This window comes from Brevibacillus centrosporus (assembly GCF_046622605.1).
In the GTDB taxonomy this organism is placed as follows: domain Bacteria; phylum Bacillota; class Bacilli; order Brevibacillales; family Brevibacillaceae; genus Brevibacillus; species Brevibacillus centrosporus.
In genome coordinates, this window is sequence record NZ_CP176856.1 from 4,222,528 (window position 1) to 4,248,140 (window position 25,613).

A 25,613-nucleotide genomic window follows, 5' to 3' on the forward strand; every position below is an offset into this window, starting at 1 on the left:
TATTGATTCTCCCGCTATCGAAGTATGCCTGTTACCAACAAACGAAAAGAAAGACGCACGAGGCGCCCTCCTTTATTTTTCTATGGTTGTCGCAACCACGCTGCGCTTGCTGCGTTTTTGAAACGAGCTGTGCAGAACAAAGAAAGCGACAGACATCAGTGAGAGTCCGGCCATAATGTAGAGCAAGCCCTGTGCCTCAAACGTCTGGAAAATGAAAGCCCCGAGCAGCGGCCCCAGCATCCGGCCAGCAGAGCCGGTACCCGATACCAGCCCCTGGATGAAGCCTTCCTGCCCTTCCGGTGTAAACTCGGCAGCCACGGTCGGAACAGCCGGCCAAACGAGCATTTCCCCAATCGTCATGACAAACATGGCGACGAAGAAGCCTGCATACGCCGTCGTTTGGGACAAAATCAGCATCGACAAGGCGAAAACGTAGGTTCCCAGCAGCATCTGTGCCTTGAGCGTCTTGGCAAAATGCCTGATGACCCATGAGATAAGCGGCTGTCCAAACAAAATCAAAGCTCCGTTAAGCGTCCACAGCAGGCTGTACTGTCGCAAGGTAATCCCCAGTGACTGCATGTAGGTAGAGAGTACCGTCGTCCACTGCACATACACGATCCAGCTGATCAAAAGCCCGGCGCATAACAGGATCAACGCGCCCCACACTACTTTTTTCGGGGAGGTGGAGATCGCCGCCTTCTGTTCGCTCTCTTTCATTACAGCAGAAGTAGCTGCTTGCTCAGCTGCTCCTGTCTGCCCCTCCGCGATCGCTTTCAAATGACGAGGTAAAATAAAGACAAACATGGCAAAAACAACGATTTGAGCGATAGCGTTTCCGAAGAAGGTCCAAGCAAACGACACGCTTGCCAAAACTCCTCCTAGGGCGGAACCAGCTGCGACGCCTGCATTGAGGGCAACGTAAATCATGTTGATGGCTTTTCGCCCCCCCTGCGGCCACATGACAACGGCCAGCGCATTCATCACAGGGGACAAGGTTCCGTAAAACAATCCGTTCAGAAGCAAAAGAATCGTATAGATGGTGAAATCAGTCGTGAAACCGAGACAGACCGATATGACGATGATCCCGATGGAGGACAGGATGATCGTCTTCATCTTCCCCCAGCGGTCAAAGAGCATACCGCCAGCCAGACTCCCCACCAAAAATGCCCCCTGGTTCAGCATCAGCAAAAAGCCGGCTACGGTCAGCGGCTTTCCTAAATAATCGTGTATATAGATGGTGACCAGAGGCCAGATACAAGCCATACCTGTAGAAAAAATGATGGCAGCTACCGCCAGAAGACGGATGCTGCTCGGATAGGAATTCCAAGTCTGTCTCATTTGTTAGTTCTCTCCCCGCCGGAAGTCCCCACTTTTGCCACCTGTTTTTAAAAGAAGGCTGGTCGGTCCGATGACCATGCCCTTGTCCATCGCCTTACACATGTCGTACACAGTCAGGGCAGCCGCACTTACTGCGGTCAAAGCTTCCATCTCCACCCCGGTTTTTCCTGTTGTTTTGACAGACGCTTCCATCTCGATGGTCTGGTCATCTGTAAACGTGAAGCGAATATCGATCCCAGTCAGCGGCAGCGGGTGGCACATCGGAATGATATCCCATGTTTTTTTGGCTGCCATGACGCCCGCCACCTGAGCCACAGCCAATACATCCCCCTTTTCTACACGCCCCTCGCGGATACGCGCCAATGTTTCCGGCTTCATCGTTATTTTGCTTTGCGCTACCGCTTCCCGTTTGGTGATGTTTTTTTCCGAGACATCTACCATGCGGGCACGATTTTGCTCATTAAAATGAGTCAGCTGATCGCTCATATTTTTCCTCCAAAAATAAGCGAAAATCAGAACTTCTCCCGATTTTCGCCCCATTCGCTCAAAATATCTCTTACTCCTCTACCTTACTCTGGCTTCCGAATAAAAGCAATCACTATGTAAAGGGATACAAGATCTAAATCTTTACCAACCGGAAAGCTCCGAGAGCAGAACGCCTTTTCTGGTGACAGGGCTATTCCTGCTAGTCTGAAAACCTTGCTTAGTTCGTATTTGCTGATCGTGAAAGGAAAAGGAAAAAATCCGCTCAAAGTCGGCTTGTAGGGCGAAATAGACAATCCCTTCTTCGGGAACGCTTATGAGGGATAGCTGTGTGGGGAAATCTCCTCGCAGCTGTGCGGTCTCCTGCAAGACCGAGAAACCGTCTTCTACCCCAACTCTCCCTTGTGCCGACGCGAGCCGCTCGTTCGCTAGATGAAAACGCTCCACTCCATAAGAGCCGTCCGCTGCTCCCCCGCTGTCCTTTGCATCCATTAACGAGAAGTTGGTTTGCACGACGAATTTTACATCCTCCGAATCGAGCTGAAGCGGCTTTCTCCCTGGCTCGACGATGCAGGCACGGCTTTGCCCGTTTGCGATCAAGCTATGGACGCTGTGCCCTGGAACATTCACGATGGCATGGTCGCTTGCGAAAACAGGTACATCCTCTAGGGCGAGCTTCTCACTTAGCACATCGTCAAAAAGCTTCATTATATGGACGCAATTCTTTCCGCGACGGTAAGCCCCTGCCGCGTTTTCTTCGACCATGTGCAAATTCATGAAAGTCCCGCTCTTGTTGATGCCCAATGCAGGAAAAAACGCGTCTTTCTCCTGCTGCATGACAAGAAGCTGACTGTCCTTTTGATAAACCAGTTTGATAGCCCGATCGGAAATGTCGAAATTCATCCCGATCAACGTGCGATCACCGTAGCTGACAAAGCTCGTACACATTTCTTCCCCAACCCTTCCCTAATTGTGTCTCCTCTCTTACCACTATAGCAAGCTGGAAATTATTTTCAATCATTCCGAAATCTACCCATCCGAAAATTCAGGCAAGTATATTCCCGAACCCCTCCGAAGATTGGCATCTTGTCCGTATTGTGATATCGTCAAGCCATAAAGAGTCTTTTATTTACTAACGGGAAATGAGGAATCGCCTTGATGACTGTTACGATCTTGCTGTTTGCCGGCCTTGCCGAGCGAGCCAACGAACGTGAAATCAAAATAACCCTTCCTGATCAAGCTACTGTTCGCGATCTACTGGATGCTGTCGCCACCCAGCATGCTGCACTCGCGCCGCTGCTTGGCAGTTGCTTTGTATCGGTCAACCAAGAATACGCTGCACCTGACAGAGTTCTTTTGCAAGAGGATGAAATTGCGCTGCTTCCTCCAGTAAGCGGCGGAGAAGACCCTCGCTTTGCGATTACCGAAGAGCCACTCTCTGCGGACAAGCTCGTGCAGCTCGTCAGCAATCCGCATGCCGGCGCCATCCTTACCTTTGTTGGCACAGTTCGTGAATTCACGAAAGGTCAGCGCACCGTGTACCTCTCCTATGAAGCATACGCACCGATGGCCGTCAAAAAAATGAAGCAGGTCGCAGCAGAAATCGAGGAACGCTGGCCCGGCACGCAAGTCGCGATGCAGCACCGCGTCGGAAATCTGCAGGTGGAGGAGATCGCCGTTGTCGTAGCGGTCGCCACTGCGCATCGCAACGAATCCTTTGAGGCTGGACGCTATGCCATCGAGCGCCTGAAGCAAATTGTTCCCATCTGGAAAAAGGAAATGTGGGAAGACGGCAGCGAGTGGAAAGGGCATCAGCAAGGTCCCTGGGATCCGATCTCGAAGTACGAAGAAGGGGGACAATAAGAACGTGGATACACGCTATTCCCGCCAGATCCTGTTTGCTCCGATCGGGCGCAGCGGACAGGATCAGCTCAGCCAAAGCCGCGTCGCCATCGTCGGGATGGGCGCACTTGGCACGGTGCTTTCCAATCACATGGTTCGCGCCGGAGTAGGCTTCGTCCGGCTCATTGACCGCGACTTTGTGGAGCCGAGCAATTTGCAGCGTCAAATGCTGTACGACGAATCCGATGCAGCTGAGCATTTGCCAAAAGCGATTGCTGCCCACGCCAAGCTGACACGCATCAACTCGGGAGTGACGATCGAGCCTGTCGTCGCCGATCTGACTGCCTACAATGCCGAGGTGCTGCTCGCAGATGTCGATCTCGTGCTTGATGCGACGGACAATTTTCAGGTTCGCTACCTCGTAAACGATGTGTGTGTAAAGCACAGCATACCTTGGGTGTACGGCGGAGCTGTTAGTGCGACGGGTACCTTTACCGCGATTCGTCCCGGTGAGACCCCTTGTCTGCGCTGCCTGTTTCCAGAAGCACCGAACCCTGGCGAAATGGCGACCTGCGATACGGCAGGCGTCATCGGTCCGATCATTCACATCGTCGCTTCTTATCAGGCGACCGAAGCTTTCAAGATCCTGGTCGGCGCGACTGATGCGCTCAATCCAAATCTGGAGCACTTCGAGATATGGCAAAACCGTCATCAGCAAATCAAGGTTGTAAACGGCCGCCGGGCAGACTGCCCTTGCTGCGGGCAGCGCGACTTCGCTTTCCTCCATCCGGAAACGCAGGATGGACAAGCCGTATCCTTATGCGGACGCGACACCGTCCAAATCTCTCCTGCCAGCAGCATGTCGCTTGATCTGGACGCGCTGGCTGTAAGACTCGCACCGCTTGGCCAAGTGGAGCGCAACAAGTTTTTGCTGCGCTTCCACGCAGAGCCGCACACGCTGGTGGTCTTCCCTGATGGACGGGTACTGGTGCAAGGCACGGATGACATTACCCAGGCACGAACCCTCCACGCCAAATACATCGGTGCCTAAAGCTCCAAGCCAATAAGAAAACCTCTATTGTGGCCAGCTCAAGGAAGAGCGACCGCGTTTTAGCGGAAAATTTTCATGCGCTCCGGAATTCATAAGCCTAAAGCTTATAAATTCCTATACGTTCAAACAGGGCGATCGCAAACGTCTTTTCCTGACGTCGCGACCGCCCCTTTTTAACCTATGCATTTGTTCCGGGTACTGCTGGCAAGCTCACGATGAATGTCGTTCCCGCCCCCAGCTCGCTTTGGACCGTGATCGTCCCTTGATGCAGGTCGATAATTTTTTTCACGATGGACAGCCCCAATCCACTTCCTCCACTTGTGCGATTGCGGGATTTGTCCGCCTTGAAAAATCGCTCGAACACGCGTCCCTGATCCTCTTTGGCGATACCGATCCCCGTATCCGTCACGCGCACGAGCACCTCTTCCCCCGCTTCCCGCAGCTGAATCTGCAGCTTGCCCCCACTCGGAGTAAACTTGATGCTGTTGTTGATCAGATTATTCCATACCTGGCTCAGCATCTCTTCATCCGCTACGATTTCCACCTTGTCCAGGATAATGTCCAGCTCCAGCTCCTTTTCCAGCCATTGCGGCTCACACGCCAGAATGATTCTGCGCAGCTGCTGATCCAGACTGTACCTTTTCCGCTCGACCGGATGATGCTTGCCCTCCAGGGAGGTGAGCTTGAGCAAATTCTCACTGATTTTGGACAAACGCGCGCTCTCCGTCTCGATAATCTGCAGGTAATGCTGCCGCTCCTCATACGTGAGCCTTTCATTTTGCAAGGCTCTGGCAAATCCTCTGATGGATGTCAAAGGGGACTGTATTTCGTGAGACACATTCGAGATAAATTCCTGGCGTAGCTGCTCCATTTCGTTTAGCTGCTCTGCCATATGATTGATCCCGTCCACCAGCTCTCCCCACATATGATCTATTTTCACATCGAGATTGACGCTGAAATCCCCTTTGGCGATTCTGCGCAGGGCGTCGATAACCATTTGAAACAGCTCCCGATGACGCCGGGGAAACAGCTTGGAGATCAGAAACATCGCGAGCAGGAAAAGGAAAAAGCCGAGAATGCCGCTCGTTACGCCGATCGTAAAATCAGAAGCCTGCGGCCACCATTTTGGAAAAAGGGAACGACTGATGGCATAACCCGCTGACCAGCATGCGATGAGAATAACCGGAAAGGTGATCGAAGCTACGACCTTGAAAACAACGTCCTTTTTTATCACAGGTCCACTCATGTACTTACCTCCAGACGATAGCCGAGTCCGCGAATCGTCCGGATGAGAATGCCGTAGCTCTCCGTCGGAAACCGCTCCCGCAGGCGATTGATATGCACATCTACCGTTCGCTCGTTTCCTTCAAAGTCATAGCCCCAAATCTGTTCGATCAGCTGTTCTCTGGAGAGCGTTTTGCCGGAATAGCTGGCTAGCATAAACAATAGCTCAAACTCTTTCAAGGGAATCGTCAGAAGCTTGTCGCCCTGCATCACCTCATAGGTCTGGCGGTTCAACTGCAAGCCACCTACCTGCACAATATGGGAGCTCGCGATGCGGTATCGCTTCAATAACGCTTTGACTCGAACAACGAGCTCGGCTGGCTCGAACGGTTTGACGAGGTAATCATCTGTTCCCAGCTCGAAGCCTTTGATCTTTTGCGCTGTTTCTCCCTTTGCGGTCAGCATGAGCAACGGAATGTCGTAAAGGCTCCTCAGCTCCCGGCAAAGCTCCCAGCCATCCATATTTGGCATCATAATATCGAGGATGACCAAATCGGCTGGCGTGTCCTCCAGCTTGGACAAAGCTTCCCTTCCATCTGCCGCCTGCATCATATCGAAGCCCTCCCGCTCCAAAAAGACGCTGACCAACTCCCGGATATGCGGATCATCATCTACCACCATCAATCTGGTCATCTACTTACACCCTTTCTTTCACGCGCAGCTGCTGCGTGGCGAATTCCCGATACAGCGCATGGGTTTCATACAGCTCGGCGTGCCGCCCTCTGCCTGTAATCTTTCCTTTTTCCAAAATCAGGATCTGATCCGCATCGACGACGGTTGATAGCCGGTGGGCGATGACCAGTGTCGTGCGTCCCTTCATTAAATTAGTAAGCGCCTGCTGTACGATCAGCTCCGATTTGCTGTCCAAACTGGAGGTCGCTTCATCCAGCATGAGAATTTGCGGATCACGGAGTAGAGCACGTGCGATCCCGATCCGCTGCCTTTGCCCCCCAGAGAGCTTGACGCCGCGCTCTCCTACCTGTGTTTCGTAACCTTCCGGAAGCTCCTCGATAAACTGGTCGGCATACGCCATCGCAGCCGCTTGCCTAAGCTCTTCGTCACTGATTTCTCTACCCAGCCCGTAGCAGATGTTTTCCCGAATCGTCCCGGCGATGAGCGGACTTTCCTGCGACACATAGCCGATCTTGCTGCGCCAGGAAGCGAGGGTAAAGCCTTGAATCTGTTCCTCTCCCAAGCGGATGCTCCCGCTATTCGGTTGATAATAGCGCTCGAGCAGGGAAAACATCGTCGTCTTCCCGCTGCCGCTCGGTCCGACAATCGCAGTGACCTTGCCTGGAGCAATCGTAAAGCTCACATTCTCCAAGATGGTTTCCCCACCATCGTAGGCAAAGCTCACGTTTTCCACATAGATTGGCTGATTGGCGCTATTCAGCTCGCGCCCTGATGCATGGTCTTCTTCTCTTGCGTCCAGCGTCTCGATAATTCGCTCGGTCGCACCTATCGCTTTTTGCAGCTGAGTGAAAAACTGGGTGAACTGCCCCATCGGCATCACGATCTGGACGAGATACAAGATAAAGGCGACCAGCTCCCCTGCCGTCAAAGCCCCAGTCGCTACGCGCATTCCACCATAGCCCATAACGACGACCAGAAGCACCATCAGGACAAAGGAAATCAGCGGTCCGATCATCGCTTGCACACGGCCTTCTTTCAGCCCGTAGCGGAACAGATTGTCGATCCCCTTTTTTCCACTTTGGTACTCATGCGGCTCTGCATTCGACGACTTGACCAACCGAACCTCGGAAAGCACCTGATTCATGACGGTTGTAAAGCTGGCTGTCTCATCCTGCAGCCCTTTGGAGATCTTGTACATCTGCCGCCCCAGTGGCATCAAAATAAAGAAGGCGAACGGAACTGCTATCAGCATCACCAATGTCATTTGCCAGTCCAGGTACAGCAGTGTTGCGATCGAACCGACAATCGCAATGATACCGGTAAAGAAGTTGGACAAATGCTCCGTAATCAAACCTTTGACAACACCCGTATCGTTGGTCATCCGGCTGATCGTGTCTCCTGTCCGATGGTTATCGTAATAGGAGACAGGCAGTACCAGCAGCTTTTTCCACAGACGCTGACGCAGGGATGCCACGATGCTTTGGCCGACATGATTGAGCAAATAGATCGAGACTCCCCCAGCGATGGCTTGTGCCACAAAAGCAATCGCCAGAATAACAATTTGGCCAGGACTTATCGATGAAAGGGTAAAGCTGTCCACGAGGTCTTTCGTGAAAAGAGGAATGACCAGGCTCACCAATGTAGTGGCGACACTCAAAAATAGGGCAATTCCGACTTTCCACTTAGACGGCTTTGTTTCTTTTATTAAATGAAAGAACGAGCGCCAATTGGCCTTTGTTCCTTCTGCTGGATTCAAAGTAGTTTTCATTGCAATGATCTCCTTGCCTGTAAAGATTTTAGTTCTGACGAATAACCAGTTGCGCTTTCCCCAGAAAAAGGGCCGCCAGCAACGCCATGATGACAAAGAAAAGACCGAGTGTAAAGACTTCTTCGATCTCGATTCCAAGGGAGTGGTCAGGCTGAACATACATCAGGAGCCCCATCAAGCTAACTCCGATGGTACTGCCCATTGAGCGTACAAACCCGAAAAGGGAAGGGAAAGAACCCGAGTGTTGCTTGCTTACGGCGCTCTGCATAGCCGTTTTCAAAACCGGCATGAGCTGGCCCGTTCCCAGTCCTGATACTATCATATACGTTGCAACCGACAGTAAAGTTGTTTGCGTGTCGATCATCAGCAGACCGAAGCTGACTCCTATGATCAATAGGCTGGTAAAGACTATTTGGCGGTAAGTAAAACAGCTCATCAGGCGCCTGCTCACCACATTGCCCACAAAATAGAAGAGCATGTACGGGATGACCATGGCTCCTGCAAGTGCTGAGCTGACACCTTGTACTTCGTGCAAAAAGAATGGAACGAATGGGATGGCGCCGAACATGCCCGCGCTGACGAAAAAGGAAACCACACTTGCGCTCGAAACAAGCCGATGGCGAAACAGAGCAAGAGGAAGGATCGGACCTAAGCTAGCAAGATTGCGATGACCGATCCGCAAAGCGTGATGGCTCCCGGCCAATCGATTATCAGCTTGTGTTTGATCCGATTTTCACGGTGTCCAATTGCCAATAAGCAAACCGCTGAGACTCCAAAGGGCAGATTGACGAAAAAGAGCCAATGCCAGCTAACCGTCGTAGTCATCGCAGTCACTGTGATCGTCTGGTTGAGGGAAGACACGAGCAATCCCAAGAGCAGTCCGAATAAAATCAGCTTGTTGCTCGGTTGTTTTTCGATTTCCACCTTTTCCCTCTCCTTCCCCCAACGGATCACCTGGTGCCGCTACTCCCTTGCAAAAGAAACATTAATGGATGAATGTAAACGGAATATAAACGGGATAATACGATAGGCTAGGTTCCCTATTTGAGATCGGTGCCTATTTTTTCTCCCATGATTTTTGTATATAAATGATGAATTTGGGGTAGATGGCAAGAAATAAATCGAGTATAATAGGTTCGTAATGAAGGAAACGAAACTGCGTTTCACCTGATGAAACCCCAAGAATTCTTTAGGGAGGTTGTATACATTGGCTAACAAAGATGCTTACAAAGTAAAATCTTCCCTGCAAGTAGGCGACAAGTCTTTCGCGTACTATCGCCTGCAAGGGTTGGAAGAACAAGGCGTTGGAGAAGTTTCCAAGCTGCCGTTCTCCATTAAAGTTCTGCTCGAGGCTGCTGTACGTCAGTTCGATGGCCGCGCTATCACCAAAGAACACGTACAACAACTGGCGACCTGGACAAAAGGACGCGACGAAAACCAAGAAGTACCACTCATGCCTGCACGTATCGTACTGCAAGACTTCACCGGTGTTCCTGCCGTTGTAGACTTGGCTGCTATGCGTATCGCGATGAAGCGCGCTGGTGGAGATCCAAAACGAATCAACCCGTTGGTTCCAGTTGACCTGGTTATCGACCACTCCGTCATGGTTGACGATTTCGGTAACGCATCTGCTCTGGAAAACAACATGAAGCTGGAATTCGAACGCAACCAAGAGCGCTACCGCTTCCTGCGTTGGGCACAAACTGCGTTTGACAACTTCCGTGCGGTTCCTCCAGCAACGGGTATCGTTCACCAAGTAAACCTGGAGTACCTGGCAACGGTTATCGCTACTCGTGAAGTAGATGGCGAACTGGTAGCTTTCCCTGACTCTCTCGTAGGTACTGACTCCCACACCACTATGATCAACGGTCTTGGTGTTCTTGGCTGGGGCGTTGGCGGTATCGAGGCAGAAGCAGGAATGCTCGGCCAACCTCTGTATTTCGTAACACCAGAAGTCGTTGGTTTCAAACTGACTGGTACCCTGAGTGCTGGTGCAACTGCAACTGACCTGGCTCTGACTGTTACCCAAATGCTGCGTAAAAAAGGCGTTGTAGGGAAATTCGTAGAGTTCTACGGACCTGGCCTGTCCAACATCTCGCTGGCTGACCGTGCGACTGTAGCGAACATGGCTCCTGAATACGGCGCTACGATGGGCTTCTTCCCAGTAGACTCCGAAACGCTCAACTATATGCGTCAAACAGGCCGCGAAGAAGATTTGATCTCTCTGGTGGAAACTTACACCAAAGCACAAGGTCTCTTCCGTACCGACGACACTGTCGACCCAGTATTCTCCGAAACATTGGAACTGGATCTGTCCACTGTAGTACCGAGCCTCGCTGGTCCAAAACGTCCACAAGACCGCGTAGAGTTGACTGCTATGAAGGAATCCTTCAACAGCAGCTTGCGTACGCCGATCGACAAAGGCGGCTTTGGTCTCTCCGATGAGAAAATTGCAGCTTCCGCACCAGTTGTTTATGCAAATGGCGAGAAAGCTACATTGAAAACAGGTGCGGTAGTAATCGCAGCGATCACTTCCTGTACCAATACTTCTAACCCAAGTGTAATGCTCGGCGCAGGTATCCTGGCGAAAAAAGCTGTGGAAAAAGGTCTGACCAAACCAGCTTACGTGAAGAGCTCCCTGGCTCCAGGTTCCCGTGTTGTTACACAATACCTGAAAGACGCTGGCCTGATCGATTCCCTCGACGCTATCGGCTTCAACGTCGTAGGTTATGGCTGCACCACTTGCATTGGTAACTCCGGTCCATTGCCAGAGGAAACCAGCAAAGCAATCGCTGATGAAGATCTGACTGTAGCCGCTGTTCTGTCCGGTAACCGTAACTTCGAAGGACGTATCCATGCACAGGTAAAAGCGAACTATCTCGCTTCGCCTCCACTCGTTATTGCATACGCACTGGCGGGTACTGTGGATATCGACCTGACTTCCGAACCAATCGGTACTGGCAAAGACGGAGAGCCAGTATTCCTGAAAGACATCTGGCCATCTCCTCAAGAGATCGCAGCAGCTATGGACAAAGCGATGAATCCTGCTCTGTTCCGTGCTGAGTACGGTCAAGTGTTTACACAAAACGAAGCTTGGAACCAAATCGACGTTCCAACTGGCGATCTGTACGAGTGGGATGAAAAATCCACGTACATCCAAGAACCGCCATTCTTCAAAAACCTGGCTGGCGAAATCGCAGCGATCGCAGACATCAAAGCAGCGAAAACCATCGCTCTGTTCGGTGACTCTGTGACAACTGACCACATCTCCCCAGCAGGTAACATCTCGCCAACCAGCCCTGCAGGTCTCTATCTGCAAGCGAACGGCGTAGAACGCAAAGACTTCAACTCCTACGGTGCTCGCCGTGGTAGCCATGACGTAATGATGCGCGGTACTTTCGCGAACATTCGTATCCGCAACCAAGTGGCTCCTGGAACTGAAGGTGGCGTAACCAAATACCTGCCAACTGACGAAGTAATGTCCATCTACGATGCTTCCATGAAGTATCAAGCAGACGGTACTCCACTTGTCGTACTGGCTGGTAAAGAGTACGGTACTGGTTCTTCCCGTGACTGGGCAGCAAAAGGTACATTCCTCTTGGGCATCAAAGCGGTTATTGCAGAGAGCTTCGAGCGTATCCACCGTGCAAACCTGGTAGGTATGGGCGTACTCCCTCTGCAATTCGTTGACGGTCAAAGCTGGAAAACCTTGAATATCGACGGTACGGAGTCCTTCAGCATTGTAGGTCTGTCCGATGACGTTCAACCAGGCCAACGCGTAAAAGTACAGGCTACCCGTAATGACGGCAGCAGCTTCGAATTCGAAGTACTGGTTCGTCTGGACTCCATGGTAGACGTAGACTACTATCGCAACGGCGGTATCCTGCAAACTGTACTGCGTCAGTTGCTGGATGAAGGCAAACCAGTTAACGCATAAGATCGTTATCAAATAAGTTCGTAACAGCACCCACCCATAAAAAAGGCAGCCATCGTTTCGACGATGCGCTGCCTTTTTGCTTGTCTGTTTATCTATCCATCACTTCGGCGGACGATTTTGCCTGTCTGCGTTTCCAGCGCTGATCGATCAAACCGGAAGCAAACGTAACCCCGATAAAGACGAGCAGTCCTCCCCACACTTGTGACTGCGAGATCCGCTCCCCCAATGCCACGCTGATCATCGCAGTGAAGACCGGGATCAGGTTTAAGGTGATGCCTGCCTGGCTCGCTCCTACGGCTCGTACCGATACGTTCCAGAACACAAAGGAACAAATGGACGGAAACAAAACAATGTAAGCAATACCGGTGAAAGCTAGCGGGCTCAATGCGCTAAAGTCGACCCCCTCTGCGATGGCAAAAGGAAGCATCATGACAACAGCTAACGCGGTTGAAGCTGCTGTGGCCGTAATCGGCGATACCCCCTTTACCTTCTTCCCTATGATGGAATACAGGGTCCATACCAGTACACAGCACAGGACGAGCAAGTCTCCCTGATTGTAGTCCGTTTGAAAGACGCGCAAAACATGCCCTTGCGTCAAGATGACGAGCACCCCGAATAGCGAGAGGATAAACCCGGTGGCCTGGATGCGCGATACTTTTTCACGCAAGAAAAACACCGAAAACAGCACGATGACCACAGGATTTAAAGCCGTTACCAAAGCAGCATTTGTCGCGGAAGTATGCTCGAGCGACGAATACAGCAGTACATTAAATCCGATCACCCCGAACAGCCCCATCAAGGTTAAGGGCAGCCATGCCTTTGCGACCTGTCTCCAATCCGGTTTCTCCAAAACAATCGCCAGCGGAATCAAAACGACAAGGGCCAGGACCCACCTCGCGAAAGTCAGCCACAAGGGCGTCATTTCGGTCACGACGAATTTGCCGAATATGTAGTTGCCTGCCCAGAACAAATTGCAAAATACCAACAGCCACCAAGCCCGTTTTCCCTCCAATGCTTCCACTCCTCGTTTGTAGACAAACTCTTTTTCTGTACTTGTACTTACCAGTATCCTCGTTATCTCCTATTATTTCAATATTGAAACTTCCAATTGCGCGCATGGCTGCTGCCATTCCTAGACACCCTTATCCATAGAGGAGGAATCTGACATGAACCCAACTAATGAAAAAGACTTTGCCCAAATTTATGCCCAGTACAAAGCAAATGGCGAACAGCAAGCCATCGAAGAAAATGGCGGTATGAACAACCAAACCATCGATGGCAAAGAACAGATCGTTGCCGTACGCAAAAATGATGACGGCGATCTCATCGCCTTTAAGACAGACTCGGGCAGAGAGCTGGATTACATCACTGCCTTGACCGAAGCCAAAGCAGGAAAGCTCGCCCATGTCGACGTCTTTCACAAGTACGGTCGGGATATTTTGCGCAGCGAGCCTGACGGGATCAAGGAAAACAATCTGGACAACCTGCCCGGCTTTTAGGCTGCCCTGCTGAAAAACGAAAGAGGCCATCCGTATCGAAGCTCTCGGATGACCTCTCCTTTTTTATATCTGCCTGTCATCCAGCGCATTAGCCTTTACTGCCTTCATGATCAGGAACATGGGTCTGCGCAGCTCATCTCGCATCCCGTCTACTTCATCGAGCATTTCGGCAGAAGGCATTGGCTCTTGCACGGCTTTGATCGTGAATCCATTACCGATCAAGTCATTCATATAGGTCGAGACGGTTCGGTGGTACTTGATCACATTCTCGGCCAGGAAGGAGGTACAGCGGCTCCCCTCCATTTGATAATGATCGACTGGCCAATACAGGCGTTTGCCTTGGTCGTCTATGATCCAATCTTGTTCTTCGCGGGCGGTAAAGATCGGATGCTCGACAGATAGCAGGAAAGTACCTCCAGGCTTGAGGCATGCATGTACTTTGCTGCAAAGCTCGCCGAAGTCTTGCACGTAATGGATCGCAAGCGAACTGATTACGACGTCAAACTGGTCAGAAGGAAAAGCGATGTCCTCAATTGGCATCCGGATATAGGTAACAGCGAGGTCATCCTCGGTCATCTCCCGTGCTTTCTGCAGCATCTTCTCCGAGAGATCCACTCCTACTACCGAGCTTGCCCCCGCTTCCCGTGCATAACGACAGTGCCAGCCAAAGCCACATCCCAGATCGAGTACATGCTTATCCTGCAATTCGGGCAGCAGCGCCTTGAATACATGCCATTCTCCTGCCCCCTCCAAGCCTTTTTGGGACCGCGTCATTTGCTGATAGGCTGAAAAAAATTCGGTCTCATCGTATTTGTTTTGTTTCACCACTGCTCACCTCTTCTTGTAGGCTTGAATGCAGCAAGTGAACCCATGTGGTCGATGTCGTGATGAGTCACAATCAATTTGTTGACTGCCGCAAGCGTCAAGCCGAAGCGACCAACTACCTCTTCCAGCAGTGGGACAAAATCAGGGTACCCACAATCGACTAGAATGGTCTCCTGTTCATCCTGCAACAAGACGGGCGTGATAGTCTCTTGTTGCCCCTGATTGGTAAACGAAATATCGAGTAAGTGGATTCCACTCATAGGTACCTCCTCATTCCAGTGCTTTCCGTTCAGTTTACAGCGCGGAATGAAGAGAAGAAAGTTCATGCTTGGTACAGAATCATTTGTGATCGCGCAGGACCCTGCGGATGCTAGACTCCGTTAGGTGATACTGGAGTGCGAGTTCCTTCACAGAAGCACCTGACCGATACGCCGAGATGATCGACTCATTGCGCTTGCGCAACAGATGCTTGGATTCCGTGCGCGTCCCCCACCGCTTCTTGTGTCCCTCGCGAACGGGGATGTACAAATAGCTGCCTTGCGTATATTCCTGAATGCTGCGCAGAAGCTCTGCCGGCAGCATTTTATTTGCATTGACGTATTTCATTTCACTTTGCTCCCATCTATATCACGGTTTTTCGTATATAGAGAAGCAAAGAGTTCCGACTTGCAGTTATAGAGTAGGCTCTAAACAAAGATTTTGAGGAACTCTTTGCTTAGAGCCACATCCGGCAACGCGGACAAAGGAGTATTTCATACGAGTCACCTCCCACTTGCCTTAATTCCCTTCGATTTCGCCCCGATAGACGCGCTTCCGCTTCTGAAGCCATTCCGTTACGTCCGGGCGCGGGTCCATATCAAAGTCTTCCTTAAGCATATTCCTCAGCTGGTTGTACTGTAAGGTAACGGCCTCCCTGTCTCCCACCGTATCGTACAGCTGCATGAGTGTGAAATGCAACTCCTCCAAATGCGGCAAAAACCGCAGCAAGCGCAGGTACAAGGCAATCGCTTTCGGATACTCCCTTTCGCCCACCAGGTAGCGGCCCACCTGCATCGCATGATCATACCAGTCTGCCCGCAGACGCTGGCGCTCACTTTCTGCCCATAAATAGTCGTACTCCGCGAAGTAATCTCCGCGGTACTGCTCAATCAGCTCCATATGCTTACTCAGACTGTCCTCCGAGATCGGCGGCAGACTTCGCAGCTGGCTCTCCCATTCTTCCACATCGAGGCTGATTCCGCCCATCTCTAGCAAGTATCCATCCTCAAGGTTGGTGATTTTCAAGCCGTTGCCCAGCCGCTCCAGTGTCTTCCGGATTTGATACACCGTTGTATACAGCAGCGAGTAGCCTTTCTTCCATTCCATATCCGTCCAAAAAAGCTCCAGCAGGTAATCTTTTCGGACGGGCTTTCCCCGGCGATGGATCAGAAAAGCAAACAGCTCCTGCGCCTTTGCGGTTCGCCAGCGGATGGTCTGAAGCCCGGATACCTCGATTTGCAAGGATTGGAAACAGTGAATTTTTGCCTGAGGTGAGCTCTCCCGTTTCTCCTCGGCCATCCATTCCTTTTCTTTTTGCAGCCGCTTCAAGGTTTTCTGTAAACGTTCACGCTGTACCGGCTTCAAAACGTAATCCAGGGCATCCAGTTCAAATGCTTTCACTGCATATTCCTGATACGCGGTTACGAAAACAATATCGGTATCAGGCAAAAGAAGTGAAATCTCCTCTGCCGTCTCTATCCCGTCCCGCTCCGGCATTTCAACATCCAGAAACACGACATCAGGACGCAGGCTTTGTATATCGTGAAGTGCCTTGACAGAATCTTGATACCTTCCCACGATCTCTATTCCTTCTATGTCATCCAGTATTTTCTCCATATACTGGATCGCCAACCGTTCATCATCGATCAGTACAACTCTCAGCTTTCTCCCCCCAGTCCCTTCCCAAGCCGCTTCTCTCTCTGCTGCTTTTCTTTCCCAAAAGTTCTCCCCATACGTATCAGAGCGATCTGCACATAGAGAAAGAACCGCTATTCGCGGCTCTTTCCCGGTATTTCATGTATTCGCTTTCGAGCTAGAATATCCTTCCAGCGCCTGGGAAACTACGTACCGCTTTCCTCAGCTTATTGTGGAGGAGTGGGAACTGCGGGGTCGTTTTGTCCTCCTAAACGTCGCCTGGCCGTTTCCCGCATTCCGACTGCTGGCAGATGCTCGCCTGCTTTTGCCAGACCCCATACAGGCATGTTTCCATAAAGACACTCATATTTCCCCGCTTCCACGAAGTACGTCTCGTGAAAGATCCCAACCGTCCCATCTGACCCGATCGACTGGTTGAACTTCTTCCATGCCGTTAAATGATTGTGGCTGCCTCTCGCATACTTTTCGAGATGCTCATAGGAGCGCCAATACTGAATCTGCGTCACTTCACGCATATTCATATGGGATGAATTCCCCAAAAAGCCGAGCTCCGGGTGCTCATACAGCTCTTTAAGCATGCCACCCATGGCTGTCGCAACAGGAACCCACTTATGAAAGGCCCATAAGCGGTTTACGCGCATGCCGATGATGAACACGACAAAAGGGCCTTCTATACGGGCCGTAAATCTTCCAGGGACTACTTTTGCCATCGGGCACCTACCTCCTCAGTAATTTGAGGTGCATATCGTAATACGCCATATAATCGGTGGAACGAAACAAATGCGCGGATAAAAAGGCGCCGTAGAAGATCGAGAACAGAAGCTCCACCGCTTCTTCGGCCGTTACTTGATCCACGAGCTCTTTCTCTTCCTTGATCTCTTTCACACAGCGCTTGAAAATTTGATCGAGCGTTACCTCTTCAACTCCATGGGTATCTCTTTCTGGAAATAACAGTGACAGCTCTGCTTCCGTCAGCTTCGGCACCCACGGATGCATTTTTTGCTCAGACAAAAAGCTGATTAGACTCAGCATAATCCCGGGTTGTTCCCTAGCATCCTCTGCCACTTTTCCGTAAATATGACGAACTCCCTCCCACCCCCGCTTGCCGGCATCGACGAGCTCCAAAAAGCATTGCGCCTGCCAGACACTCATGAAAAAGATGAGCACATCTTCTTTTTGCGGGAAAAACTTGAAAAAAGTTACTTTGGAGACGTCCACCTGCTGACAGATTTCCTCTACAGGCACCTGCCGAAAGGAACGCTCCCCGATCAGATTCAGACTGGCATGCAGCAATGCGAGCTTGGTCTTCGCCTTTTTCTTTTCACGCAACGATAGTTTCATGATGATCTCCTATATCCCTTTCGATATCTACATAATAATCAATAAATTAACTTGAGTAAAGTTTTTTATTCGAGTAAGCGATTGTTCTTTCTGGATTTTCTTCTTTCGGGTAGCCATCCGCCTCTAATCCCAATACCATAGTGAAGAGCCCTGTGAAGGAGAGAATCACGTGAGAATTTGTTTTTATTGCAATCTCATCGAATTCAAGCCAAAGGGAAATGTTCTGCAGTTCTTCATCCTACTGCGCGCGCTCGATCGCAAGCTGGCCCAGCTGTCGGAGTCCGAGCGACAGCTCTATACGTTCGAGTGTGTCCTTCCCTTTCGCTTTCGAGATGGGATGGGTGGCTTTACCTTTCAGCATATCCGCTTTTTCCAAGCCAATAATCCTCATGAGGAAATTATTGCCCGCGACCGGAAAAAGCCCTATGATTTCATTTTCATCCGCGGCCGCAATGAAGCAGTGAAGCTGCTAAGAATGAAAAGGTCGCTCGGCTCCAAGCTTTTGTTTTTGGCCATCCAGTATAATCTCAACGATCCGTATATCATGCGCAGACTCGATTACGTCTTTCGCCATTCCCGCGTCGTCTTTTTTCAAACCGAGCCAAATGCCGAGCGCTACCGTCTCTATCAATTGCAGAAAGGCTCCTATTCCCACGAGGAGCTTCTCCGCAAAATCCAGGTACTTCCCCAGTTTGTCGAGCCCATGCCCGATCTCAATCTCCGTCGCTCCCCTTCCGATCCACTCGATCTGATCCAAGCTGGCGTGATTCGTCCGCGCTATGGCTTGCCTGTAGCGACCAAAGCCATCAGGCTCATACGCAAAGACTTTCCCGACGCCAAGCTGCGGGTACTCTACCCCTCTATCGTCGGAAAATACCGCAAGCAGGCTGAAAAATTGCTGCGCAGACCCGGTGTCGCGGATCACGGACAAAAATCGATGTGGAAAACGAAAGAGATGATCGTCAAGAGTGGGATCGGAGTTGCCCTCCTCTATGACAAAACCGAAGACCGCAACCCCTCACACTCTTACTTATCCCGCATTCTGGAGTATATGGGGCTCGGTGTTCCTGTATTGACCACACGGACAGTCGGCAACCTGGCCTTACTCGGTAGCGAATACCCTCTGTTTGTCGAGGACGCCTACGACATCGTGTTCCATTACGAACGGCTGACCAATCCCTCCTATTACGAAGCCATGAGCCAGTACGTCAAAGAACGGGGCAGCCGTTTTCTCGCTGATGAAGGCGTCAAATCCTTTTGGACTGTCTTGCAAAACGAGCACAAACGAGGAATGTAGCTGTAGAAAAAAAGCCAACACGTCCCACCGATCGGGCTGTGTTGGCTTTGGAGCTATTTCATCATTTTTCCCATACGATAGGCCGCTTCCTTGATGAATGGAGCATATTGACTCATCTTCTCCTGCGTCAGACGGTTTGACGGTCCTGAAGCGGCAATCGATGCCACCAGTTGTCCATTTCGATTAAAGATCGGGGCTGCAACAGCTGCCGTCCCCAACTCCCTCTCTTCCACACTTGTCGCAAAGCCTTGCTGCCGGATCTGCTCGAGCTGCTCCACATACGATTCCCTGCTAACAAAGTCCGGCCAATCGGGATCCTCTAAAAGCTCTCTGGCAACAGCCGCATCTGCATAGGCTACGAGCACTTTGCTGGAGGCTCCTACCGTCAGCGGCATTCGAGCCCCGATCGGAGCCACCCTGCGGATCGGCTGCTTGCTCTGCACAGCTTGAATGCGGATCCGTTCCATACCATCCCGTACATACAAGCTGATCGTTTCCTCTACCAAATCGCGCAGCCGCTCCATCTCCGGCAGAAGCATCGTAGCAGGATCGTCATTATGGGTAAGATTTGCAGACAACTCCCAAATTCGAAAGCCGAGCCGATATTTTTCCGTCTCGACGTCACGGATCAGAAACCCTTTGTTTTCCAAAGTTGCTAGCAAACGATGCACCGTGCTTTTATGCAACGAGAGCCGACTAGAGATCTCGCTCAAGCCTAGGTCGGTAGCATCTGTGAAGCATAGCAAAATATCCAGAGCCCGCTCGACCGCCCGCACGTTTGCTTTTTGTTCTTCCATCTTTCATTACACCTGCTTCCTTCTTGGTTCCGTACGTTTCATCTGATGAAACTAATATGCTACTTTTCAGTATACGAAAAAAATGTGTATAGTAAAGAGCGAAAATGACGAGTTTTTGTCATCCCTTCCCATTTTTCTACCAGTAGGACACTCCCACAAGCGATGAAACAAAAGGGACATACATTAGTATGGTACACCGCTTGTTTCAATTCAGGATTGGGGGAATGACCTCACATGGGCGTAAGTGAATCAAAGCTAACCAAGTACTACGTCCTGCGCGCCAGCTCTGCTCTTGCAGGGAATCTGCCGCGCACGAAGCCTTTTTCCAAAAGGTCTCTGTATGCGTTTCTTGATCGGTATCGAAAAGTGATCGCCAAACCCGCCTCTGGCAGCGGCGGTGCAGGCGTCATGATGATATCCAGCAAAGGCAGCAGCAGCTATCACGTACAGCGGGGCGCAATAAAGCGAACCATTCGCGGTAAAAAGGACACCTATCATTACTTACGCAAGAAAATGGGCGCTCGTTACCTCGTTCAGCGTGGAATCTCACTAGCCAGGATCAACGGCCGCCCCTTTGATGTGCGTGTCATGGTACAGCGGCGTCCCGGCTCCCAATGGGTCGTCACCGGTATGCTCGCCAAGGTTGCCGGCAGAGGCTATATCATCACCAATATCAAACGCAGCGGTGGACGTGTCCTTCCCTTGCGTACAGCGATTCGCTCTTCCAATATTCGCGGCGCTTCCTCCAATGCTGTAATGGCACGCTTGCGCCGGATCTCTCTGCTCGCTGCAAGCAGACTCTTCACCTATTATACCTCGCAAAACGTATTCGGCTTTGACATGGGGATCGATTCGAACGGCAAGGTATGGATTATCGAAGCCAATCTGCGCCCAGACATCACGTTGTTTCTCAAACTGTCGGATAAAGGGATGTACCGGACAATTGTCAGCTATCGCTGAATCTGTTCTGTACGAAAAAAGGGTAGCCGCGCACAAAACGGCTTCCCTTTTTCTTTATTAAAAGTTAAAGTTGTCCGGGTCTGCCCCGAATCGCTTGTTTGCATTGAGGGCGTTGATCTTCTCTACGTCCTCTGCGCTGAGGGAGAAATCAAAAACATCTGCATTTTGCGCGATTCGTGCTGGTGTGATCGATTTCGGAATCGTCACAACCTTTTTCTCAAGATCCCATCGAATGATAATCTGCGCTGGTGATTTGCCGTATTTTTGCCCGAGCTCGACAAGCAGCGGATGATCTAGATTCCCCTGCATCAAAGGACTCCACGCTTCCATTTGGATACCGTTTTCTTGGCAGTAGGCGAGCAGCTCTTTTTGTGTGAGCAGCGGATGAAACTCGACTTGGTTGACTGCTGGGATGATCTCGCTGTTTTGGCGCAGATCTTCCAGGTGGTGTGTATGGAAGTTGCTGACGCCAATTGCACGTACATAGCCGTCACGGTACAATTTCTCCAGCGCTCTCCACGTCTCCACATACTTGCCTTTTACTGGCCAGTGAATCAGATACAGATCCAGCGTCTCGATACCCAGTCTCTTTACACTTTCATCAAATGCTTTCAGTGTGGAATCATAGCCTTGATCTGCATTCCATACTTTCGTCGTGATGAAAAGCTGATCGCGATCGATCCCCGCTTGACGGATTCCTTCGCCGACACCAACCTCGTTGCCATAGACAGCTGCAGTGTCAATGCTGCGGTAGCCAGATTCGATGGCAGAGCGGACAGCACCTGTCACTTCTTCCCCATCTTTTGCCTTCCAGACGCCAAGTCCCAGCCAGGGCATTTTCACCCCGTTGTTCAGTACAGAATGATCCGAGATATTTGTTGCCATCCGATCTCCTCCCGTCACCCTTTAATTATGTACGTACAATAAGTAAGTGTATCACAAGTAGACTACCAAAAAAAGGGTGGAGGCATATGTAAAATTTTTACATTTCCTGTTATTTCCTTGTATCAGAGGAAATACTGTAATATGGAAGTATTTACACAGCGGGTGAAATCTTATGCCGAAATTTTTCTGGTATGGCTCCTTGGTAGTCGCTGCTCTGCTGATTCTAGGATATACGCTCTGGAAAACAAGAGATTTGCGCTTACTCGTCCTCCATTTTTGCTTGGCCGGTTTGATCGATCCACTCGAATACGTCATCCTGATCCTTCTGCCATCCTATCAATACTATTCTGGTGTGATGGGCAATCCCTGGATCGACAACATGCTCGGCTCCTTTGCCTCAAATGATTTTATCGTTCCTTCCGTAGCAGTAGCTGCTGCTGCCTTCAAGCTTCGTTTTATTTGGCTTCTTTGTCTATCCATTTTGTTCATGGGAATTGAATGGTTGTTTTTGTCTTTGCAAGCATATATGCATTATTGGTGGACAACCATTTACACGGGAATCGGCATCCTCCTATTTTTCTGGATCGCCCAATGGCTCTGGGGGAGCGTCCGCGACGGCAAAGTGACCAAGCCGCTCTTGTTTGTGTACACGTTTTTTGCCTACCTCTTCCTCTACGGATCTTCTCATTTCATTCAAGGTCATTTTATGGATGTCCACGAGCTGCAGGTAGGCTGGTTTTCAGATCCGACCCGAGATCATATCGCGGTAGGCGAACTGCTTGAAGCCTCTACTGCGCTGATTGCTGCTTTTTCATTTTTCCTGAAAGTACCTGGGAAAGTCGGTTTCATGGCCATCCTTCTTTCCTTCGACTTTCTCCTGCTAGCTTCATCCACCATACAAATAGACGATGCGTGGGAATTCATTTTCTATGTGCTCCTGCAGCTGGTATGGATCCTTGTAGTACACGCAATCGTTCGGTATGGCACACGTAGCAAAGCTTGCTAAACCTGCTTGTGGGAGCTGAAACGCATGCATGTAGTCCTCATTCTCTGGTCTGTGTTTGCCGCATGGCGCTGGGGTGACTGGAAGCATTGGCAAAAATATCACACCACCATGCTTTTTATCGCCCTCTCCAGCGCCATGTACGACGTGCTTGTAAATGACGGCACGTTTTATTTATGGAGATATACCGGGAATTCGTATGTTAGTGAAGAAATCGCCAGCCTGCTTTATACGGTAATCGCCTTCCCAGCTACCGCTTTGCTTTTTCTATCCAACTATCCTGAAGAAGCAGGGAAACGAGTATGGCACATCGTCAAGTATGTTGCCATTTACGTGATTCTGGAAATCATCGGTCTTTCTCTAGGCACGATCTCGCACGCCCACTCCTGGAACATGTGGTGGTCTACTGCTTTTAACTTGACCATGTTCTCCGTTTTGCGGCTTCATTATCAGAAGCCACTAGCAGCTTACCTGCTCTCGTTTGTCATTGCTTCTTACCTGATGTTTCACTTCCACGTCTCGCTTTGGGACTCCGAGTAAGAAAACCTCTAACGATGCCTGTTCGAGGAGGAGCGACCGCGTTTTAGCGGAAAGTTTTCATGCGCTCCGGAATTCATAAGCATTACGCATTATAAATTCCTATACGTTAAGAAAAAAAGCCGCCGGAAGCGGTTTGCTTCCTGACGGCTGCGAGTCTCCTCCTCGCTCAATACAAACGGTTGGTGTAGCTGTCCTGCAAGCCCGTAGACACATCTTTGACGGTTACATCAGGAAGATTTACATGAGCTGCCAGTACCTTCGCCATATTCGGGACTGTCTCTTTTTCCGGCCATTTTTCAGGCTGCCACAGACCGGATCGCATGAAGGCCTTCGCACAGTGCACATAGCACTCCTCGACTTGTACACCGATCCCTACGGTTGGCACTTTCCCGTTCACTGCCATTTTTTCCAAAATCTCTTGATCGCGAATAATGCAAGCCTGTCCGTTTATGCGCAGCGTTTCTTGCAGCGTCGGAATGATAAAGATCAGACCGACATGCGGATTCGCCAGTATGTTGCGCAGCGAGTCCATCCGCTTGTTTCCCGGTCGCTCTGGAATCACCAGATGGCGATCGTCCAAAACGTGGACGAAGCCAGGAGCATCTCCACGTGGCGAAGCATCGCAATTTCCTTCTGCATTCGCCGTAGATAGAACGAGAAACGGCGCTTTTGCAATGTAATCGCGGCAGTGCTCGTCGATATGATGAATGGTTTTGTTTTGTACCAAGCGGCTTGGTTCTCCAAAGAGCTCATTGAGCTGGGTTTCGTCTTGAATCACTTCCCGAAATTTTCCGAATCCTTTCAAGCAGAACACCTCTTTCATCAAATAGGTTTTGCCTATCCTCATCTTAGCACGGCGTTTCAATCTAGCAACCGAGCACTTGTTCTACATGTTGGATGCAGGATCTGTGGTAGCACGCTTCCCTTCCACGTATTGCTGGATGTACTGTACAGACTGGGCACTCAGGCAGCGGTCTTCAATCAACAGCTGCGTAAAGCGCGAATGCCTCTGCAAATAAGGACTTACCAGGCTAGTGCTGACAATGAGGTCAGGTTTGGCAGCGATGACGGCGTCCAAGGAAGCCGGATACTCGAGCGAGCCTACGATCAACTCCACATGCGACAATTCGGCGTTGACGATCGATTGACGGAAATTTTCCGCGCCTTGCCAAGTCGTTCCTGCAATCCCTACCTTGCTCCCGGCAGGCAACTCCTGAAGCTTCCTGATGCTTTGCAGATTCGACTCGATGAGGCACGCGATCACCTTTGGTTGGTAGGCACCGCCTAGTCGTTCAATGATAGGCTGCACTTCTTCAATATGGAGAAACGTCGTTACGATGAGATCGTAATAGCCGCTCTGGATGCTTCCTCCGAGTATCTCCAAATCCTGCACGAGGCAAGGCTTGACGACATAGCCAGTCGCTTTCTCTAATTCCACGGCATACTCCTGGGCCTGGGGAACATTGCATTCCACAAACAGGAGCACCGGCTTGGACGAGACAGAAAGCTCCTTTGCCATGCTAGTATCCCCGAACGGCTCCGACACTGCCTCGACGACCGCAGCAAGGGGAGGCTGCGCGTGCACAAAGACTCCCTTGCCGGCCTGGATATGGACATAACCATCCTGCTCCAGCTCTGCATAGGCTTTTTGCACCGTACTCTGGTTTATTCGCAAAAATCCTGCCAGTTCACTCACACTGGGCAGCTGCTCATGTGGCTGATAGAGTCCGTTATCGATCAACTTTTTGAACTGTTCTTTCAATTGAACATATATAGGAACGGAAAGGAATTCATTAATCGTAAACTTCACGGGGTTCACCTCTGTCCGAAAGGGATTTGCCGGGATACTGTCATCGTACAATGCGATAATCTATCTAGCAAGAAGCGAACTTCTCCTTCCACAGCCATTGCGGGAGGATGTGAAGAAAATGTGTACAAAAAAGAATGAATGGGTTCTTGATTACTCTCGCGGCTGGAATTTGGGGCTGCAGCGATCGAAGAGCTGTGCAGGCATCTGAAAGAAAACCAGCCGCCTTGCCAGCGCATACGCTTGACTGTACACCCCGCAAATGAAGCAGGTGTAAAGTTTTAAACTACTCTCGGATTTACAGATGATCATGTTCTCACATATGGCGAACCTACCTTTTCCCTCTTCCTCCGTGGCGGCAACCAACAACAAGGCTACCGGTCTTAGCCGGTAGCCTTGTCTTCTTGCA

At 50.6% G+C, this 25,613-nt stretch carries 27 protein-coding genes; 8 read left to right on the forward strand and 19 right to left on the reverse strand.

The window, feature by feature from the left end:
- Positions 1-72: 72 nt before the first annotated feature.
- From ACLIN2_RS21385 to ACLIN2_RS21395, 3 genes are all read right to left on the reverse strand, one after another.
- The gene (locus ACLIN2_RS21385) at positions 73-1,338 is read right to left on the reverse strand and encodes an MFS transporter (RefSeq protein WP_411502056.1); all 1,266 of its coding nucleotides are present in this window, start codon (positions 1,336-1,338) and stop codon (positions 73-75) included.
- Between the two features lie 3 nt (positions 1,339-1,341).
- Positions 1,342-1,824, reverse strand: coding sequence for a cyclic pyranopterin monophosphate synthase MoaC (gene moaC, locus ACLIN2_RS21390; protein ID WP_092268950.1), 483 nt, complete (start codon positions 1,822-1,824; stop codon positions 1,342-1,344).
- A gap of 141 nt (positions 1,825-1,965) precedes the next feature.
- Positions 1,966-2,769, reverse strand: a complete 804-nt coding sequence (locus tag ACLIN2_RS21395) for a hypothetical protein (RefSeq protein WP_411502057.1) — start codon at positions 2,767-2,769, stop codon at positions 1,966-1,968.
- A gap of 210 nt (positions 2,770-2,979) precedes the next feature.
- On the opposite strand from ACLIN2_RS21395, the gene ACLIN2_RS21400 reads away from it, so the two are divergent.
- Both ACLIN2_RS21400 and ACLIN2_RS21405 read left to right on the forward strand, forming a co-directional pair.
- Entirely contained in the window at positions 2,980-3,684 is a 705-nt protein-coding gene (locus ACLIN2_RS21400) for a molybdenum cofactor biosynthesis protein (protein ID WP_411502058.1), read from the forward strand.
- Between the two features lie 4 nt (positions 3,685-3,688).
- Complete coding sequence (locus tag ACLIN2_RS21405) at positions 3,689-4,714, forward strand: ThiF family adenylyltransferase (protein WP_411502059.1); 1,026 nt, start codon at positions 3,689-3,691, stop codon at positions 4,712-4,714.
- Between the two features lie 178 nt (positions 4,715-4,892).
- On the opposite strand, the gene ACLIN2_RS21410 is transcribed toward ACLIN2_RS21405, so the two are convergent.
- Genes ACLIN2_RS21410 through ACLIN2_RS21430 form a run of 5 tightly spaced genes read right to left on the reverse strand, consistent with a single transcriptional unit; the run spans position 4,893 to position 9,323 of the window.
- Positions 4,893-5,960 (reverse strand): sensor histidine kinase, encoded by a 1,068-nt coding sequence (locus tag ACLIN2_RS21410; RefSeq protein ID WP_411502060.1) that lies wholly within the window; start codon positions 5,958-5,960, stop codon positions 4,893-4,895.
- The gene (locus tag ACLIN2_RS21415; RefSeq protein WP_092268749.1) at positions 5,957-6,631 is read right to left on the reverse strand and encodes a response regulator transcription factor; all 675 of its coding nucleotides are present in this window, start codon (positions 6,629-6,631) and stop codon (positions 5,957-5,959) included. The genes ACLIN2_RS21410 and ACLIN2_RS21415 overlap by 4 nt, the downstream gene beginning before the upstream one ends.
- Positions 6,632-6,635: 4 nt before the next feature.
- Positions 6,636-8,399 carry an ABC transporter ATP-binding protein gene (locus ACLIN2_RS21420; protein ID WP_411502061.1) on the reverse strand — a complete coding sequence of 588 codons (1,764 nt, stop codon included), beginning with the start codon at positions 8,397-8,399 and terminating at the stop codon, positions 6,636-6,638.
- Positions 8,400-8,427: 28 nt separating this feature from the next.
- On the reverse strand, positions 8,428-9,081 hold the full coding sequence (locus ACLIN2_RS21425) for an MFS transporter (RefSeq protein ID WP_411502062.1): 654 nt from the start codon (positions 9,079-9,081) through the stop codon (positions 8,428-8,430).
- Entirely contained in the window at positions 9,048-9,323 is a 276-nt protein-coding gene (locus ACLIN2_RS21430; RefSeq protein ID WP_411502063.1) for a hypothetical protein, read from the reverse strand. The genes ACLIN2_RS21425 and ACLIN2_RS21430 overlap by 34 nt, the downstream gene beginning before the upstream one ends.
- A 283-nt stretch (positions 9,324-9,606) precedes the next feature.
- On the opposite strand from ACLIN2_RS21430, the gene acnA reads away from it, so the two are divergent.
- Positions 9,607-12,336, forward strand: coding sequence for an aconitate hydratase AcnA (gene acnA / locus ACLIN2_RS21435; protein WP_411502064.1), 2,730 nt, complete (start codon positions 9,607-9,609; stop codon positions 12,334-12,336).
- Between the two features lie 88 nt (positions 12,337-12,424).
- Here the strand turns inward: acnA and ACLIN2_RS21440 are convergent, their stop codons facing one another.
- A complete protein-coding gene (locus ACLIN2_RS21440) occupies positions 12,425-13,348 on the reverse strand; it encodes a DMT family transporter (RefSeq protein WP_122960650.1) in 924 nt (307 codons plus the stop codon).
- Between the two features lie 154 nt (positions 13,349-13,502).
- Here ACLIN2_RS21440 and ACLIN2_RS21445 point away from each other — a divergent pair, with 154 nt between their 5' ends.
- Positions 13,503-13,835 (forward strand): DUF3892 domain-containing protein, encoded by a 333-nt coding sequence (locus tag ACLIN2_RS21445; protein WP_092268741.1) that lies wholly within the window; start codon positions 13,503-13,505, stop codon positions 13,833-13,835.
- Positions 13,836-13,898: 63 nt separating this feature from the next.
- Here the strand turns inward: ACLIN2_RS21445 and ACLIN2_RS21450 are convergent, their stop codons facing one another.
- The 6 genes from ACLIN2_RS21450 to ACLIN2_RS21475 form a co-directional block, all read right to left on the reverse strand.
- Positions 13,899-14,660 (reverse strand): class I SAM-dependent methyltransferase, encoded by a 762-nt coding sequence (locus ACLIN2_RS21450; protein WP_411502065.1) that lies wholly within the window; start codon positions 14,658-14,660, stop codon positions 13,899-13,901.
- Positions 14,657-14,920, reverse strand: a complete 264-nt coding sequence (locus ACLIN2_RS21455; protein WP_411502066.1) for an MBL fold metallo-hydrolase — start codon at positions 14,918-14,920, stop codon at positions 14,657-14,659. Before ACLIN2_RS21455 ends, ACLIN2_RS21450 begins: the two co-directional genes overlap by 4 nt.
- Before the next feature lie 79 nt (positions 14,921-14,999).
- On the reverse strand, positions 15,000-15,266 hold the full coding sequence (locus ACLIN2_RS21460; protein ID WP_327933763.1) for a CD3324 family protein: 267 nt from the start codon (positions 15,264-15,266) through the stop codon (positions 15,000-15,002).
- Between the two features lie 171 nt (positions 15,267-15,437).
- Positions 15,438-16,691 carry a response regulator gene (locus tag ACLIN2_RS21465; RefSeq protein ID WP_411504575.1) on the reverse strand — a complete coding sequence of 418 codons (1,254 nt, stop codon included), beginning with the start codon at positions 16,689-16,691 and terminating at the stop codon, positions 15,438-15,440.
- 89 nt (positions 16,692-16,780) lie between these two features.
- Positions 16,781-17,284: a DUF4188 domain-containing protein gene (locus ACLIN2_RS21470; RefSeq protein WP_411502067.1), complete on the reverse strand. Its 504-nt coding sequence runs from the start codon at positions 17,282-17,284 to the stop codon at positions 16,781-16,783.
- A gap of 7 nt (positions 17,285-17,291) precedes the next feature.
- Positions 17,292-17,915, reverse strand: coding sequence for a TetR/AcrR family transcriptional regulator (locus ACLIN2_RS21475; RefSeq protein ID WP_246070987.1), 624 nt, complete (start codon positions 17,913-17,915; stop codon positions 17,292-17,294).
- A 169-nt stretch (positions 17,916-18,084) separates the two neighbouring features.
- Between ACLIN2_RS21475 and ACLIN2_RS21480 the strand changes: the two genes are divergently transcribed.
- The gene (locus ACLIN2_RS21480; protein ID WP_411502068.1) at positions 18,085-19,212 is read left to right on the forward strand and encodes a glycosyltransferase family 1 protein; all 1,128 of its coding nucleotides are present in this window, start codon (positions 18,085-18,087) and stop codon (positions 19,210-19,212) included.
- Between the two features lie 53 nt (positions 19,213-19,265).
- Here ACLIN2_RS21480 and ACLIN2_RS21485 read toward each other — a convergent pair whose 3' ends face one another.
- A complete protein-coding gene (locus tag ACLIN2_RS21485; RefSeq protein WP_092268727.1) occupies positions 19,266-20,009 on the reverse strand; it encodes an IclR family transcriptional regulator in 744 nt (247 codons plus the stop codon).
- Positions 20,010-20,243: 234 nt separating this feature from the next.
- Between ACLIN2_RS21485 and ACLIN2_RS21490 the strand changes: the two genes are divergently transcribed.
- Positions 20,244-20,969 carry a YheC/YheD family protein gene (locus tag ACLIN2_RS21490; protein WP_411502069.1) on the forward strand — a complete coding sequence of 242 codons (726 nt, stop codon included), beginning with the start codon at positions 20,244-20,246 and terminating at the stop codon, positions 20,967-20,969.
- 57 nt (positions 20,970-21,026) lie between these two features.
- Here ACLIN2_RS21490 and ACLIN2_RS21495 read toward each other — a convergent pair whose 3' ends face one another.
- Positions 21,027-21,854 (reverse strand): aldo/keto reductase, encoded by an 828-nt coding sequence (locus ACLIN2_RS21495; protein WP_092268723.1) that lies wholly within the window; start codon positions 21,852-21,854, stop codon positions 21,027-21,029.
- Between the two features lie 172 nt (positions 21,855-22,026).
- Here ACLIN2_RS21495 and ACLIN2_RS21500 point away from each other — a divergent pair, with 172 nt between their 5' ends.
- Together ACLIN2_RS21500 and ACLIN2_RS21505 are read left to right on the forward strand one after the other, a co-directional pair.
- A complete protein-coding gene (locus ACLIN2_RS21500; protein WP_400585141.1) occupies positions 22,027-22,860 on the forward strand; it encodes a hypothetical protein in 834 nt (277 codons plus the stop codon).
- 24 nt (positions 22,861-22,884) lie between these two features.
- Positions 22,885-23,397 (forward strand): CBO0543 family protein, encoded by a 513-nt coding sequence (locus ACLIN2_RS21505; protein WP_411502070.1) that lies wholly within the window; start codon positions 22,885-22,887, stop codon positions 23,395-23,397.
- A gap of 166 nt (positions 23,398-23,563) precedes the next feature.
- Here the strand turns inward: ACLIN2_RS21505 and ACLIN2_RS21510 are convergent, their stop codons facing one another.
- Both ACLIN2_RS21510 and ACLIN2_RS21515 read right to left on the reverse strand, forming a co-directional pair.
- A complete protein-coding gene (locus ACLIN2_RS21510; protein WP_411502071.1) occupies positions 23,564-24,202 on the reverse strand; it encodes a pyridoxamine 5'-phosphate oxidase family protein in 639 nt (212 codons plus the stop codon).
- A gap of 81 nt (positions 24,203-24,283) precedes the next feature.
- Positions 24,284-25,207 carry a GntR family transcriptional regulator gene (locus ACLIN2_RS21515; RefSeq protein WP_411502072.1) on the reverse strand — a complete coding sequence of 308 codons (924 nt, stop codon included), beginning with the start codon at positions 25,205-25,207 and terminating at the stop codon, positions 24,284-24,286.
- Positions 25,208-25,613: the final 406 nt, after the last annotated feature.

Coding starts and splice junctions, on each gene's coding strand:
- ACLIN2_RS21385 (WP_411502056.1), bottom strand. CDS start 1,338: ATGAGACAGACTTGGAATTCCTATCCGAGCAGCATCCGTCTTCTGGCG.
- moaC (WP_092268950.1), bottom strand. CDS start 1,824: ATGAGCGATCAGCTGACTCATTTTAATGAGCAAAATCGTGCCCGCATG.
- ACLIN2_RS21395 (WP_411502057.1), bottom strand. CDS start 2,769: ATGTGTACGAGCTTTGTCAGCTACGGTGATCGCACGTTGATCGGGATG.
- ACLIN2_RS21400 (WP_411502058.1), top strand. CDS start 2,980: ATGACTGTTACGATCTTGCTGTTTGCCGGCCTTGCCGAGCGAGCCAAC.
- ACLIN2_RS21410 (WP_411502060.1), bottom strand. CDS start 5,960: ATGAGTGGACCTGTGATAAAAAAGGACGTTGTTTTCAAGGTCGTAGCT.
- ACLIN2_RS21415 (WP_092268749.1), bottom strand. CDS start 6,631: ATGACCAGATTGATGGTGGTAGATGATGATCCGCATATCCGGGAGTTG.
- ACLIN2_RS21420 (WP_411502061.1), bottom strand. CDS start 8,399: ATGAAAACTACTTTGAATCCAGCAGAAGGAACAAAGGCCAATTGGCGC.
- ACLIN2_RS21445 (WP_092268741.1), top strand. CDS start 13,503: ATGAACCCAACTAATGAAAAAGACTTTGCCCAAATTTATGCCCAGTAC.
- ACLIN2_RS21455 (WP_411502066.1), bottom strand. CDS start 14,920: ATGAGTGGAATCCACTTACTCGATATTTCGTTTACCAATCAGGGGCAA.
- ACLIN2_RS21460 (WP_327933763.1), bottom strand. CDS start 15,266: ATGAAATACGTCAATGCAAATAAAATGCTGCCGGCAGAGCTTCTGCGC.
- ACLIN2_RS21470 (WP_411502067.1), bottom strand. CDS start 17,284: ATGGCAAAAGTAGTCCCTGGAAGATTTACGGCCCGTATAGAAGGCCCT.
- ACLIN2_RS21475 (WP_246070987.1), bottom strand. CDS start 17,915: ATGAAACTATCGTTGCGTGAAAAGAAAAAGGCGAAGACCAAGCTCGCA.
- ACLIN2_RS21485 (WP_092268727.1), bottom strand. CDS start 20,009: ATGGAAGAACAAAAAGCAAACGTGCGGGCGGTCGAGCGGGCTCTGGAT.
- ACLIN2_RS21490 (WP_411502069.1), top strand. CDS start 20,244: ATGGGCGTAAGTGAATCAAAGCTAACCAAGTACTACGTCCTGCGCGCC.
- ACLIN2_RS21495 (WP_092268723.1), bottom strand. CDS start 21,854: ATGGCAACAAATATCTCGGATCATTCTGTACTGAACAACGGGGTGAAA.
- ACLIN2_RS21500 (WP_400585141.1), top strand. CDS start 22,027: ATGCCGAAATTTTTCTGGTATGGCTCCTTGGTAGTCGCTGCTCTGCTG.
- ACLIN2_RS21505 (WP_411502070.1), top strand. CDS start 22,885: ATGCATGTAGTCCTCATTCTCTGGTCTGTGTTTGCCGCATGGCGCTGG.